At 49.2% G+C, this 14,521-nt stretch carries 12 protein-coding genes; 7 read left to right on the forward strand and 5 right to left on the reverse strand.

Annotated elements, in window-relative coordinates:
• Nucleotides 1-21: 21 nt before the first annotated feature.
• On the reverse strand, nt 22-2,220 hold the full coding sequence (locus tag IEX02_RS06400; protein WP_188692014.1) for a TonB-dependent receptor: 2,199 nt from the start codon (nt 2,218-2,220) through the stop codon (nt 22-24).
• A 385-nt stretch (nt 2,221-2,605) separates the two neighbouring features.
• On the opposite strand from IEX02_RS06400, the gene IEX02_RS06405 reads away from it, so the two are divergent.
• Together IEX02_RS06405 and IEX02_RS06410 are read left to right on the forward strand one after the other, a co-directional pair.
• On the forward strand, nt 2,606-3,694 hold the full coding sequence (locus IEX02_RS06405) for a DUF819 family protein (protein WP_188692017.1): 1,089 nt from the start codon (nt 2,606-2,608) through the stop codon (nt 3,692-3,694).
• A 319-nt stretch (nt 3,695-4,013) separates the two neighbouring features.
• Nucleotides 4,014-4,898, forward strand: a complete 885-nt coding sequence (locus tag IEX02_RS06410) for a substrate-binding periplasmic protein (RefSeq protein WP_188692020.1) — start codon at nt 4,014-4,016, stop codon at nt 4,896-4,898.
• A 28-nt stretch (nt 4,899-4,926) separates the two neighbouring features.
• Here IEX02_RS06410 and IEX02_RS06415 read toward each other — a convergent pair whose 3' ends face one another.
• Nucleotides 4,927-6,522, reverse strand: a complete 1,596-nt coding sequence (locus tag IEX02_RS06415) for an isocitrate lyase (RefSeq protein WP_188692023.1) — start codon at nt 6,520-6,522, stop codon at nt 4,927-4,929.
• A gap of 161 nt (nt 6,523-6,683) precedes the next feature.
• Here IEX02_RS06415 and IEX02_RS06420 point away from each other — a divergent pair, with 161 nt between their 5' ends.
• Nucleotides 6,684-7,622, forward strand: coding sequence for a LysR family transcriptional regulator (locus tag IEX02_RS06420; RefSeq protein WP_188692026.1), 939 nt, complete (start codon nt 6,684-6,686; stop codon nt 7,620-7,622).
• On the opposite strand, the gene IEX02_RS06425 is transcribed toward IEX02_RS06420, so the two are convergent.
• Nucleotides 7,614-8,372 (reverse strand): hypothetical protein, encoded by a 759-nt coding sequence (locus IEX02_RS06425; RefSeq protein ID WP_188692029.1) that lies wholly within the window; start codon nt 8,370-8,372, stop codon nt 7,614-7,616. The two genes, IEX02_RS06420 and IEX02_RS06425, sit on opposite strands and share 9 nt — an antisense overlap.
• 274 nt (nt 8,373-8,646) lie before the next feature.
• Here IEX02_RS06425 and IEX02_RS06430 point away from each other — a divergent pair, with 274 nt between their 5' ends.
• The gene (locus tag IEX02_RS06430) at nt 8,647-10,821 is read left to right on the forward strand and encodes a malate synthase G (RefSeq protein WP_188692032.1); all 2,175 of its coding nucleotides are present in this window, start codon (nt 8,647-8,649) and stop codon (nt 10,819-10,821) included.
• Between the two features lie 43 nt (nt 10,822-10,864).
• Here IEX02_RS06430 and IEX02_RS06435 read toward each other — a convergent pair whose 3' ends face one another.
• Nucleotides 10,865-11,242 (reverse strand): 3-phosphoshikimate 1-carboxyvinyltransferase, encoded by a 378-nt coding sequence (locus IEX02_RS06435; RefSeq protein ID WP_229702116.1) that lies wholly within the window; start codon nt 11,240-11,242, stop codon nt 10,865-10,867.
• Nucleotides 11,243-11,303: 61 nt separating this feature from the next.
• Nucleotides 11,304-12,440 carry a beta-ketoacyl-ACP synthase III gene (locus tag IEX02_RS06440; protein ID WP_188692036.1) on the reverse strand — a complete coding sequence of 379 codons (1,137 nt, stop codon included), beginning with the start codon at nt 12,438-12,440 and terminating at the stop codon, nt 11,304-11,306.
• Between the two features lie 190 nt (nt 12,441-12,630).
• Between IEX02_RS06440 and IEX02_RS06445 the strand changes: the two genes are divergently transcribed.
• The 3 genes from IEX02_RS06445 to IEX02_RS06455 all read left to right on the forward strand — a co-directional run bounded on the left by IEX02_RS06445 (nt 12,631) and on the right by IEX02_RS06455 (nt 14,493).
• Nucleotides 12,631-13,686 (forward strand): S1 family serine peptidase, encoded by a 1,056-nt coding sequence (locus tag IEX02_RS06445; RefSeq protein ID WP_188692039.1) that lies wholly within the window; start codon nt 12,631-12,633, stop codon nt 13,684-13,686.
• Nucleotides 13,687-13,933: 247 nt separating this feature from the next.
• Nucleotides 13,934-14,218 (forward strand): type II toxin-antitoxin system TacA family antitoxin, encoded by a 285-nt coding sequence (locus IEX02_RS06450; protein WP_188692041.1) that lies wholly within the window; start codon nt 13,934-13,936, stop codon nt 14,216-14,218.
• A complete protein-coding gene (locus IEX02_RS06455) occupies nt 14,215-14,493 on the forward strand; it encodes a type II toxin-antitoxin system RelE/ParE family toxin (protein ID WP_188692042.1) in 279 nt (92 codons plus the stop codon). Before IEX02_RS06450 ends, IEX02_RS06455 begins: the two co-directional genes overlap by 4 nt.
• The last annotated feature ends 28 nt before the right edge of the window (nt 14,494-14,521 follow it).

Below are 14,521 nucleotides of genomic sequence, written 5' to 3' on the forward strand. Positions count from 1 at the left end.
GTCTGCACAGCAACCTTTGTCCTAGAAACGAATTGTTGCTCTAGCTGTTATCAGTCTAGGTTGGGCAAGTGTCCCAATTACCACGGAATCAAGTGGAATGAAGAAATTAAAGTTTGGAAATACGGACACGTCGCTGTAATACTGTTTGTCGAACAGGTTCTCTACCTCAATGGCGAGTTCCACATTCTCCTTAGCAACGCCAAAACCAAGGTTGAATAGAGAGTAAGAGGGGTTTTGATATCGACCAAATAAGTCAGCTTCAAACTCCCCTTTATAGCTGGCCTGTAGTCTGCTAAAAAACTCCCATTCTTCGGAAATGGGTTTATTGTAATCTAGTGTTAATGCTGCTGTTGACTTGTTGATATATGGGGGCGTCAACCCACTCAAATCGGTTCCATCATCAAGCAAAGTCCCCTCGTCCCATTCTGCTTCGACTAACCCAGCAGACAGACCGACAATTAAATGGTCACTGATAGAGTAACTCAGCTCGGCTTCCCAGCCATATTGAGTCGACTTGCCCGCATTCAGGATCCCTTCAATAGGATTCCCCGAAGGATCAGTTCTTGTTAATTCAAATTGTCGGCCTGAATAATCGATGTAAAAAAGTGCGGTAGCAATTGTCATTCTATTGTCTAGAAGCCGCCCCTTATATCCGACTTCCAAATTGGTGGTTTTCTCTGATCCAAATGAGAAAAGTTCAGACTTTCCAGTGAAATTTGCAGGGTTAAGTCCACCTGGTTCGAACCCTTTTGAGGCGGTGATGTAAATATTGGATCCGTTGTCGCTAAGCTTGTAAGACAATGAAGCTTTCGGCAGAAACTCAGTGTTACCAGTGTCTCCAGCAATTGCGGTTAATGTATTATTCCCTTTAATATCCCAGCGTTCAAAGCGCGCGCCCAAGTCGACAACAAAATTACCTATCTCATGGCTACCCGTAACGAAAGTTGCGTATTGCTGGCGTTTAACGTCTAAGCCGACTAATGGTACGTCCGCCGAGATACTTTCTTCAGCTGCAGTCGGTGGGGGGCCGCCGGCTAAAGCATACCCAATGACCGCGTTCCCACTGCCATGAGCAATTAAATCGCTTTGTGTATCCCGTTCAAACGAAAGGTAATACAAGCCGGCCTGCCACTGAGTCGGACCGTCATTTTTGGACGTGAAACGAACCTCTTGAGAAAAAATTTCCGATTGAATACCGCGATCAAAATCGAATACAAACTCTTGGGTTGCATCTAGATCTGATCCTTCGTTGAAGTCAGTATCAGTGTAACCAGATATCGCTGTCATAAACATCGAATCCAGTTCTAATTCAAACTCTGCGGTTGCTGCGATGGTTTCTCTTAATACGCGAGGGTTGAAAGAAAAGTTTCGCTCATTGTTGTAGGAGAATTGATTATCTTCCTCAATCGCCCAAGGGTTGTTAGGAGAATCTAAATCATTCCAACGGAGTGTGGCATATGCCGAAAAATTGTCACTGATAGTTCCTGCAATTGCGAGTTTAAATCCTTCTTCGTTGTAACTACCTATATCGGCATCGTTGGAGCCAATACCGCCATTAATGCGCGCAGGATTTGTATTGATCAGATAACCATCGTTTGACGCACTGTAGCCAAAAACGCGTGCGGCCCAACCATTGTCACTTAAGGGAATATTAAACGATGCTTCAAGATCTCTCGTGGACTGCTGGCCAACAACAGCCTTAACACGACCAAAAAACTCATCGGCTTCAGGTCGCATGGAGACAAAGCGCACTGCTCCGCCGATACTACTGCCGCCATACAGCGTGCCCTGAGGGCCCTTTAGTACTTCTACTCGTTGCAAGTCGCCTAAACGGGCGGAGGCATCCGTAAATAACTGCACATCGTCTAGATAGAAACCAACACCTTGAGTATTACCAAAAGATCCGACACCCCGAATGGTAACGTTTGGGTTTCCGTCTGTACGTGTTGCAAGATTTAAGTTTCCGACAGCCATGCCTAAGTCATCAAGAGAGACTATCGCACCTCGCTCAAGCTCTTCAGCATTTAAAGCGGATATAGATTCGGGAATGTCGAGAACAGATTCTACGCGTTTTCGAGCCGTAACCTGTATCGATTCAATTTCACCAGTTTCAGATTGACTTCCCTGACGTTCGGGGGAAGTACTCTCTTGTCCCAAGGCCGAAGAGATACTCATTGTCAATAAAGTCAAACAAAGCCCAGCGTTCTTTAGAGTTTCCATAAGTTTAATTCCACACTTTTTCTTGAATGCGCCTTTACACTATATTAACAATTTGTTAAATTCAAACGGTCGTTTGTTTTATTTTTCAAGATCGAGTGTTGAGTATTGGTAAACAACGGTGAAAAGTGTGCTGTACCTGAAGAATGAAAGTCAGTTGCTAGAGCACTGCTAAGACCTCAATTCAGTCCATACACCTTTAAGAAAGGCTGTTATTTTGGATTGAATAAAAAGTAATTCGCGCCGCTAGGAAAGAAGACCGAATGCTCCCTTTTCTTGCGGAGAGCCGCTCAATTGAGAATGTGATGGATATATGCATTGCATTTTTGGTTCTGAAGTTGACAACTGTGAGAATTGAATGACATCACTAGTCCCATCAAGCAATATTATGCTGGTATTTGCCTGTATTTCAGCGCTGGCCTGGTTAGGTTTTGCGGCAGAGAAAACCAAAGTTGGTAAGATGCTAACAGGGCTGTTTTGCACCGCCGGCAGTGCAATTGTTCTATCAAATATGGGCGTACTTCCGTTCCAATCTCAAGCCTATGAGTTCGTTATGACGTACTTAGTACCGATGGCAATTCCACTATTTTTATTTCGGGTTAATTTAAAAGAGATCTTTCAGGAAACAGGAAGAACGATAATAGCCTTTACTATCGGTGCGTTTACCACTGTTATCGGTATTGTTATCTGTGTGTCATTTTTGGATTTGGGACCATTGGAAAGTGATCTAGCAGGTTTGTTTGCTGCAGGATACATTGGCGGTGCATTGAACTTTGCCTCTGCCTCCGAAGCGATACAGTTTCCAGACCCAACGTTACTGTCAGCAGGCATCGCTGCAGATGGCTTAGCCGGATTTATTTACATTATGGTGCTTGCGGTACTCCCGTCAGTGCAGTTCTTAACTAAGGTTTTTGGGCAAGAACCATCAACTAATGCGGTTACTATAGATAATGACAAGCAACCCATTACGCTGTTTTCGATCATCAGTCTTCTAGCGGCAAGTGCGCTCATTGTTTCGATCGGTAATTTACTATCGGCTTGGTTAGGCATGCCCTCCTATGCCATCTTGTTTATTACTGCAATCTCTTTGCTACCTAGCACGTTATTTGCTAATCAGTTGAAGGGAGTAAATGGCGGATTTGACTTGGGTATGATTTGTACTTATCTATTTTTTGCCGCTGTAGGCGCTAGCGCAAACCTGACTGTTTTACTTCAAGTCGCACCTACTATTATGCTTTTTGCCATCTTAGTCATTGTTATCCATGCTGTGCTGCTTTTCCCTATTGCTCGCGCATTTAAGTTGAGTCTGGGGGAAGTCATTATTGCCTCCAATGCGTGCATTCTTGGACCAACCACGGCAGCAGCATTGGCTGCAGCAAGAGGATGGCGCCACCTAGTGACACCTGGCCTTCTGGCGGGCCTATTTGGGTACGCGATCGGCACATTTATTGGTGTCACTGTCGCAGCTATGCTCTGAGCTGCGCTATAGAGAGATTTTAAAGGGTGAAACATAAAGAAGCTAACCTAGAGGCTTTACTGAGCAGTGCTGCAAACAAAGAAACCTGCACAAACGAGGTTGCTCAGTAAAGCTCCAACTCAAAACTATAGTGTCAAAACAACTAAACAGTAAGCCTGATAGAAGATTTCAATCCGTCTTCGACTCTACATCTTATTCACTATGGACCTAAATCATTGTCTGCCGTCGTATCTATAGCGGCATTTCCCCTTCCAGAGTGCCGCCTTGCATCCTGCTGATAAAAAGCGCAAGATGACAAGATGCTTTCCAAGAGCCTAGGATGGCAGAGCAGTCTGTCTTGATGTTCCAACAGCAAATTCAATATGCTCAACGGCTTACCTTGTTTTCAGGTAGCATGGTACGGATGTGGCCGGCCTTAGCAAAAGGCAGAATCTGGTCTGCTTCTTTACTGTTTTTCACTTTACTTTTCCCAGTCCGCAGCACGGCAGAACAACCCACCTGGCAACTGGTTACCGAACATTTCCCGCCTTTTAATTATCAGCATAACGGCGAGTTCAGCGGCTTTTCCACCGAGTTGCTCAAACGGATGATGGAAGACAACCAACTTCCTTATCAGATTTCCCTTTACCCCTGGGCCAGGGCCTACCAAAGGGTGTTAGATAGCCCTCATAGCCTGATTTATTCCATCGGCCGCACCAAAGAACGGGAAGCCTATTTCTACTGGGTGGGACCACTGGCCAACGTGGATGTTTATCTCTGGCAATCCTCTGATGCACCGCCATTGAGATTGAAAGATCACACCCAACTCAGAAACGCCCGGCTGGCTTTTATTCGTAAAAGCGCCATTGAAAAGCGTTTGCTGCTGGATAGACGTTTTAGCAAAGAAAATACCTATCCGGTGACAGAAATTGAAGATGCGCTGATGATGCTCGCCCACCGGCGAGTGGATGGCGTATTGATGGCAACCAATATGGAAACAGAAAAGGCCCGCTTACTAACTCGTCTGGCAGATAACATCGAGCGGCGCCAGAAAGTGATGACCCTGCCCTTGTATGCGGCCCTTAATAAAGCCAGTGGTGAGCAGACCGCGCAATTGCTGCAGCAATCCTTATACCGGCTGCGAGGCAACGGTGTTTATCAGCAACTACTAGATAAATACGGATTGGCTGATGAGTCGGCCATAACAAAAAAGGCCACCGACTAGCGGTGGCCTGAGCTTAGCAAAGTGGCAATCAGCCAAATTGATTCATGGTGTTGTCTTTACCTGAGGCTTTAAGCGCTGCATCACCAGAGAAGTACTCTTTGTGATCGTCGCCCATATCCGAGCCCGCCATATTCTGGTGTTTAACGCAGGCAATACCTTCGCGGATTTCCTTACGCTGTACCCCTTGAACATAAGCCAGCATACCTTCATCACCGAAATAGCCCTTGGCCAGATTGTCGGTAGACAGGGCCGCCGTGTGGTAAGTAGGCAGCGTAATCAGGTGATGGAAGATACCGGCTTCACGGGCCGCATCTGCCTGGAAGCTACGGATCTTGGCATCGGCTTCCTGCGCCAGTTCGGTGCTGTCGTACTCTGCGCTCATCAGGCTGGCACGATCAAAACCGCTCAGGTCTTTGCCTTCAGCCTGCCAGGCATCAAACACCTGCTGACGGAAGTTCAGCGTCCAGTTGAACGATGGGCTGTTGTTGTATACCAACTTGGCATTAGGCACAGCTTCACGGATACGTTGCACCATACCGGCGATCTGGCCGATATGTGGCTTCTCGGTTTCAATCCACAGCAAGTCAGCACCATTTTGCAAGCTGGTGATACAGTCCAGCACCACGCGATCTTCGCCTGAGCCTTTCTTAAACTGGAACAAACCAGATTGCAGACGCTTAGGCTTTAACAACTTGCCATTGGCCTTAACGACTACATCACCGTTTTGAATATCCGCAGCGCTTTCAATGTAATCGCCATCCAGGAAGCTGTTGTACTTGTCACCCAAGTCGCCCGGCTCGTTGGTCACGGCAATCTGCTTGGTTAAGCCAGCGCCCAGTGAGTCGGTACGGGCCACAATCACGCCATCTTCCACACCCAATTCCAGGAAGGCATAACGAACGGCATTGATTTTGGCCAGGAAGTCGGCGTGAGGTACGGTTACCTTACCGTCCTGGTGACCACATTGCTTCTCATCAGACACCTGGTTTTCAATCTGAATGGCACAAGCACCGGCTTCTATCATCTTCTTAGCCAGCAGATAGGTGGCTTCTTCGTTACCAAAACCAGCATCGATATCGGCAATAATAGGCACCACGTGGGTTTCAAAGTTATCAATCTGGTTTTCCAGGCTGGCGGCTTTGGCAGTGTCACCACTGGCACGGGCATCATCCAATTGACGATATAAGCCACCCAATTCACGGGCATCAGCCTGACGCAGGAAGGTATAGAGTTCTTCAATTAACGCCGGTACCGAGGTTTTCTCGTGCATGGACTGGTCAGGCAGCGGGCCAAATTCACTGCGCAGTGCTGCAATCATCCAGCCGGACAGGTACAAATAACGCTTGGCGGTACTGCCATGATGTTTCTTAATGGAGATCAGCTTTTGCTGACCGATAAAACCATGCCAGCAACCCAATGACTGCGTGTAGGCACTACTGTCTGCATCATATTCTTCCATATCACGGCGCATAATGGCGGCCGTGTAACGCGCAATATCCAAACCGGTTTTAAACTGGTTTTGCGCCTTCATACGTGCGGCGTATTCGGGATCGATAGCACCCCAGGTGTGGCGGCTTTTGAGCAACTGTGTGAAATGTTCAATATCCTGTAAATAGGCTGACATAAGCGTTCTCCGGTTATCGCTGGCCTTGCCCGACCAGCCGCTTCAACTTTGCTGTGTACAGATGGTGAAAGTGCCTCTATGGGCGAATCTGCTGATGACAAGCATAGACATCCGGGGTAGGATTCAACCAATTTATAAATCTCATACCGGCCATTAGTTTTATGAATATAGCCAAAGTTGACCTGAATCTGCTGGTGTATTTTGATGTATTAATGCGTGAGCGTAGCGTCACCCGGGCTGCTGCACAGCTGTCTATTACTCAGCCGGCGATGAGCAATGGCTTAAAGCGCTTACGGGAGTTGTTTAACGACCCTATTCTGGTGCGCACCAGCGACGGTATGACACCCACCCAGCGCGCCCTGCAATTACAACCTGTAGTGCGCGACGCCATCTCCCGTCTGGAAGCCGCTATACAACCCAAAAGTGACTTTGATCCCCTCACCAGTGAGCGGACCTTTCGCATTATGGCCAGCGATTATGCCGAATCGACCCTGTTGCTTGAGGTGATTCGCCAGCTAAATCAGCAGGCCCCGAATATTACTCTGGACGTAATTACCCCGTCGGATGTGACCTTTCATGATGTGGAACACGGCAAGGTGGACATGGCCATTAACCGCTTTGAAGAGCTGCCGCTATCTTTCCACCAGAAGGTCATCTGGTACGACAGCTTTTCCTGTGTGGTGAATAAACAAAACCCGGTGGTGAAGCAATTCACCTTAGATAAATACCTCAAAGGTCAGCATATCTGGGTCAGTAAAACCGGCTTTGGCGTGGGGGTGGGTATCGACCCTAATGAAGTGCAAAAGCTCGGCTGGGTGGATCTGGAACTGGCTAAATTAGGCAGAAAGCGCCATATCCGCGTGTTTACCCGCCACTATCATGTGGCCCTACAGCTGGCCCGCGAACAAAACCTGATTGCCACGCTGCCAAGCCGCGCCGCCAAGATCTACAAAGACGACAGCAATATGGTGATCCTGGAGCCGCCCTTTGATATTCCCCCTATCGCCCTGAAAATGGCCTGGAGTGCCCTACTCCAGCACGATGCTGGGCATATCTGGCTGCGCCGTTTAATTATTGATATTGCTAAAGAATTATCCTGACTTTTGAATAAGGTAAAAGGCAACTTTAAGTGCATCCCCGGCTTTTGGCGGAGCGCTGCTGGAACTAAATGTCAATTGCAGCGGGAAACGCTCAGCCACATCGTCCGAATAGTCCTTGAGCTGTGAATTCAGGTAAAAATCTTTTTGTTGTGTGGTAAGCAACATACATTGCGCTGATGAGCAAATAACCGCATAGCTTGTAACTCCCCAGGTTACCGCCACCTGCGCAATATATTCGGAGACTTGTTGCTCAAACGCCTTATTGCGGCCCGCCTCATTTTCAAGCAACTGATTGATTTGTTTAGCATTCGCAAAGCGATATCGAGTCTGGGCAAATGCCCCGGCAAGCGGCTCCGGCAAATGACGGCGCGCCGCTTCCATATTGATGTCCCCCATTTCAGCGTCGCGATGCCGGTTATCCGCGTTGTTCACCGTTAAGGTAGGTGCTTGGTCTGTTTTCCCCTCACGAACAGATAAACCTGCGCTGGTTTCAATAGTGCCAGACTGATTGTCATCTGCTCGATGCGAGTTTATCGCCTTAATTTGCTGCTCAGCGCTGTCCTCCTGCCCTGCAATAACGAAGGGGTTGGGTGCAGGGGTTTCAGTTTTAGAGCGGTTTGAAGCGTTTTCTCGTGTGGCAGTTTCCTGCACAAAAGCAGTCTCTGCGGATGACTGAGGCCCTAGATAATCGAAGGTCAGCCAGCCAAGCACTAGTAATATCCCTATTCCCAGCCACAGATTCCCTTTCATAGCATCCTCAAGCGATTGATTAATATCCTAAGCAACCTTATCACCTGTGCACAACAACGAGCTAATCATGCTGCCGGGTAGCTAAAAAATGCCTTCAGAGCATGCATTCACACAACACTATAAACAGGATGAATACCGAAAATACAATCCATACACTCTACAAACACAGCTGACCTGTCTAGACTGGCCAAAGCAAGATTTTTCGCTGCCAGTTATTGGCGCACACATAAATATAGAGCCACTATTGGCTCAGCCCTACACAAAGGAGCCCCGCATGGCAGAGACAATCAACAAGGGCCGCCTGGCCATTTATCCCGGTCTGTATGAGTTTATCCAGCAGCAGGCCCTGCCCGGCTCACAAGTGGACGCAGATGCATTCTGGTCTGGTTTTGAAACGCTGCTTGCCGACCTTATCCCAGTTAATCAAAGCCTGCTGGCTAAACGTGAAACGCTGCAAGCACAGATAGACGAGTATCACCGCCAGCACCCTCAGCTTGACCCGGCGCACTACAAAGCCTTTTTGCAAGACATTGGCTACCTGCAACCCGTGCCGCAAACTAGCCTAATCAGCACCACTAAAGTGGATGCCGAAATCGCCACTATGGCCGGCCCGCAGTTAGTGGTGCCAATTAACAACGCCCGCTACGCCTTAAATGCCGCCAATGCACGTTGGGGCAGCTTGTATGATGCCGCCTACGGCACAGACGTGATTGATGAAACTGACGGCGCTGAAAAAGGCAAAGGTTATAACCCGGTACGCGGGCAAAAAGTGGTGGCCTGGGCCAGAACCTGGCTGGATAGCATCGCACCTCTTGCGAAGAGCTCGCACCAACAAGCAGTAAGCTACCGCCTGGATAATGGCAGTTTGCTGATTGATCTTAAAGACGGCAGCACCACAACCCTGCAAGATCCTGCTGGCTATGTGGGTTATCAGGGTAGCACTGAGCAGCCTGATGCCATTTTACTCAAACACCATGCCCTGCATGCTGAGCTGCAATTTGATCGCAATCACCCGGTGGGCAAAACCGACCCAGCGGGCATTAAAGATATTCTGCTGGAGTCTGCGCTGACCACCATTATGGACTGCGAAGACTCGGTGGCCGCGGTAGACGGTGAAGATAAAACCCTGGTCTATCAAAACTGGTTAGGGCTAATGCAAGGCAGCTTAAGTGCCGATTTGGAAAAAGGCGGCAAAATTCAGCGCCGTACCATGCATGAGAATCGCCGCTACCTATCGCCAGAAGGCCAGCCATTTAGCCTGAAAGGCCGCAGCCTGATGCTGGTCCGTAATGTTGGCCACCTGATGACCAACCCGGCCATCTTGTTTGACGGCGAGGAGATTCCCGAAGGTATTATGGATGCGGTGATCACCTCACTGATTGCCAAACACGACCTGCTGGGACTGGGTAAGTTTAAAAACTCACAAAGCGGCAGTGTGTATATTGTTAAGCCGAAAATGCACGGCCCGGAAGAAGTGGCCTTTACCAACCAGCTGTTTGGTCGGGTAGAAGCCTTGCTGGGCTTGGCTGCCAATACCCTAAAAATGGGCATTATGGACGAGGAGCGACGCACCAGCGTGAACCTGCGTGCCTGTATTGCTGCCGCCCCTGAGCGGGTGATCTTTATCAACACCGGCTTTTTAGACAGAACCGGCGATGAGATTCATACCAGTATGCTGGCTGGTGCTTTTGCCCCCAAAGGCGAGCTAAAAACCCTGCCCTGGATCCATGCCTACGAGCGCGCCAATGTGGCCGCTGGTCTGGTATCAGGTTTATCCCGTAAGGCCCAGATAGGTAAAGGTATGTGGCCGATTCCGGATCAAATGGCCAATATGATGCAAGCCAAGCTGGGGCACCCGCAAGCCGGTGCCAATACCGCCTGGGTTCCTTCACCGACCGCCGCTACCTTGCATGCCTTGCATTACCATCAGGTTGATGTGTTTGCTATTCAGCAGCAACTGGCCAATGAGGACTTTGACGGCCTGGATACTATCTTGCAGGTCCCGCTGATGGCGAAAGACAGACAGCTTAGCGCCGATGAATTACAACGTGAGCTGGATAACAACGTGCAAGGTATTTTGGGCTATGTAGTACGTTGGGTACATCAGGGCGTGGGCTGTTCTAAAGTGCCGGATATCAATAACGTGGGTTTGATGGAAGACCGCGCCACCTTGCGGATTTCCAGCCAGCATATTGCCAACTGGCTGAAACACGGTTTATTGGATGCCCAGCAAGCGCAGGCATCACTGGCGAAAATGGCGGTGTTGGTGGATGAGCAAAATGCCGGCGACCCTGAGTATATCCCCATGGCGCCGGACCTGGATAACGCCATTGCCTTCCAAGCTGCTTCTGAGCTGATTTTCGCGGGTGCAGAACAGCCCAGCGGCTATACTGAGCCTGTGCTACATAAAAAGCGCCGCGAAATGAAAGCACGCTTGCAGCAAGGTTAAGGTTTCAGCTTGACGGGTAACGCTTCGACCCCAACCCGAAGCGTTACTCGAAGAGCTTTTTAAACTCTGACCAAATCCCCAACGAGAAATTATCAAACAAGTTAATCCCCAGTGCCGATTTAATCAGGTACAGCACCAGCAAGCCCAGCAATACACAAAACACAATAAACGCACTTAACAGCGCTGCGGATGCCAGGGCGGATACGGCTTTTTCCCGCTCGGATAATTCCCGGCGGTTTTTGCCCATTAAAAACACCAGATAATAACGCCAGCGGGTAAAAGGCACCGGCAAGGTGGTGCGAATATCCACCGCATGACGCCCCCAACTACGGGCGCCCAGTGCCAGTTTCAGGTGGTTAAGTTGCTCGTCATTAAAGCTCTCGGCCACCGCTTTGGGCATGCGGCTAAGCAAATTTTGCATAGCCGGTTCCTGGCGGACATCGCCGCCAGTGTTCGATTTTTGCGTCATCCCTGAAGCTCGCTTAACGTTTACGTATAACCAGACTACCGATGGAATACCCGGCTCCAAAGGAGCACAGCACCCCCACATCGCCAGATTGCATATCCTGATGATGCAGATTAAAAGCAATCATTGAGCCGGCAGAGGCAGTATTGGCGTAACGGTCCAGCACAATAGGTGCTTCATCGCTGCTGGCTTCACGCCCGAGCAGCTTTTTGGCAATCAGCAGGTTCATATTGATATTGGCCTGGTGTAACCACCAGCGACGTACATCGGCAGCGCCCAGACCATGCTGCGCCACATGGCTTTCCAGGTGCGCCGCGGCCATAGGACAAACCTCTTTAAATACGCTGCGGCCATTTTGGTGAAAGAGCTTATCCACGGCAAAAGGATCGGTGTCCTGAGCGCGGCTCATAAAACCAAAATTAGAGCGGATATTGTTGGAAAACTTAGTTACCGCTTTGGTGCTTAAGATTTCAAACTGGTGTTCGCTGCTTGCCGTGGCCGCAGACTCCACCACCTTGGCGGTTGCCACATCACCGAAGATAAAATGGCTGTCACGGTCGGTGTAATTAATTTGCGGCGACACCAGCTCGGGGTTAATCACCAATACCGCTCTGGCGGTACCGGCCTTAACCATTTCATAGGCGCGGTGCAAACCAAAAGTCGCCGCCGAACAGGCCACCAGCATATCAAAGCCAAAGCCTTCAATGCCCAGAGCTTCCTGCACTTCAATGGCAATGGCCGGATAGGCGCGCTGGGTATAAGCGCATGACACAATCACCGCATCGATATCCTGCGGCTGCTTATTGGCCGCTTTTAATGCGGCCTTGGCTGCTTCTATGGCAATTTCAGCCTGCTGTGAAACCTGTTCATCACCGCGCTCGGCAAAGTGCGGATACATACGGTCGATATCCAACACACCGTCTTTACAGTAGATAAACCGGCTCTTTATGCCAGAGGCTTTTTCAATAAACTCCGCACTGGAATGCGGCTTGGCTTCCAGTGTCCCGGCTTCAATGGCGGCCTGGTTGGTTTGGTTATATTTATCGGCCCAGGCATTATAAGCGCTGACCAACTCTTCATTGCTAATGCTGTGAGAGGGGGTCCAAAGACCGCTACCGCTGATAACGACGGCTTGAGAGGCTGCTTGCGACATGGAAAATTCCCGCTGTAATTCAGCCCATAGAATACTGAAAAGCGGCCATCTTGTCATGCAAAGGCCCGACCTGTGACCAGTAGCAACCTCCCGGATCACAAAAATTAACAAAGCGTGGCATTTTTCAAAGGATTAATACGCCCTTCTATCAGTAAGGTATGACAGGTCTGCAAACCACTATGGAATAGTTATGAAATTAAGGACCCTGTTCACCTTCCCGCTGCTGATACTGATGTTATCAGCCTGCAACAGCAATTCAGATTCAAACCGCTCTGGCGACTCAGAACCGCCTCCAGCGGGTGACCAACCAAGCACCTTAACCCTCAGCCAAGCAGATGGCTACAGTGAAAATCTGGATAAGATTCTGCAGACACCCAATACCAATTTGGCCAAACTGGTCCAGCGGGTACGAGGGCGTATTGGCGCTCTGCGCAGCGGTAGTATCAGCATTATCGGCACCAACAGCGAGACCGGACTGGCGTTTTATGCCTCCGCCAACCATGTTTACGGCTTATCGTCCTGGCCGGGTTTTGACGAAACCCATATCAGCAATTTCATCGACCAAGGGGTATACATCACCTCACACCGGGTGATGGAAGATGGCGATATCAATATCTGGGATAATTTTGCCGCCAATTTTCCTCTTTACCACCCTACAATCAGCGACGATGCACAAAACACCAGCATTCTACCCGCTGACGATTTCTATCTGGGGCTACTCGACAGCCAAAGCATTCCCTTTACCAATCTGGCCAGATACCCGGAAGATATTAACAGCCAAACCCCTATCGCCTTGTACGACCCGGACAAGTTGCTCAGTTCAGGCAATACCTGGTCCGAGGCACCAGCCGGCAAAAAAGTGCTGGCGCTGGGCTACCCGCAGGATAGCGTGAGTCATCCTTATGGGCTGGTGTCAGTGGGCAGCATCCTTAGCCATCAGGCGGCCGAGCAAGCCATTGCTGAATTAAAAGCCCAGGGTGACGAAGAAGGTGATATTCCCTATCAGCAAGACGTGGAATTTATTGCCAACTTACCGGCCGAAGCCGGTATGAGCGGTGGCGGTATCTTTAACGAGCAAGGGCAGTTGATTGGGGTGATGGTACGTAGCACCCAAACCGCCAGCGCCAGCTATACCAGAGCGGTGAGAATCAGCTATATCCACTCGGTATTTAAGCAATACCTTGCCTCTCGCTCGGCCGATGAAAAGGCCCATCTGGCTAAGTTTGTTGATAAGAGTTTTCTCTAAGTCATCAGCCCTGAGCCTTATGGACTCAGGGCTGACTGAAATAGCAGAATCTAGTCCAGTGCAGCGGTGTTCAGACTTGAACTAGGAGGAAATAGAAAGTAGGTGACATACAAGGTAATACAGCGGCAATGAAATTGGATAACCCCTCTTTGCCTCCACTAAACACTCTCTGACACCACTGGGCTGTTAGTTGCCCAACTCTTGCCCCGGTGCTAACATTTGTACACACAAAAACAGAGGGTATTTCATGGACACTAGAATTCAGTTTCGTGTTGATGAAGAAACGAAACGGCTAGCCCAGCAAATGGCCGAAAGTCAGGGCCGAACATTGAGTGATGCTTGTCGAGAGTTAACTGAGCAACTTGCAGAACAACAGCGAAAGACGCTATCTCACGATGCATGGCTGACTGAACAAGTAAACTCGGCGTTTGAAAAGTTTGACTCAGAAAAAGCCGTTTTTGTTGGCCACAAAGCCGCAAGATCTGAAATGGCTGAGCGTAAAGCTAAAATCCGCAACCGAAGCAAATCATGATTCTGTGGGAACAAGAGTCCCTTAACGATCGTGAAAAGATCTTTGAGTTTCTTTACGACTTCAACCCAGAAGCTGCCGATAAAACCGATGAGATCATCGAAGCAAAAGTTGAAAACCTGTTAGTTCAACCTCTTATGGGTGTACAACGTGACGGAATCAGAGGCCGGCTACTCATTATTCCGGAAATCTCTATGATCGTATCCTACTGGTTTGACGGCGATATCATTCGCATCATGCGTGTTCTACACCAAAAACAAAAATTTCCAATGGACTAAGACCATTGGGGCGAGTTTCGTTGACATG

This window comes from Bowmanella pacifica, assembly GCF_014645355.1.
Taxonomy (GTDB): domain Bacteria; phylum Pseudomonadota; class Gammaproteobacteria; order Enterobacterales; family Alteromonadaceae; genus Bowmanella; species Bowmanella pacifica.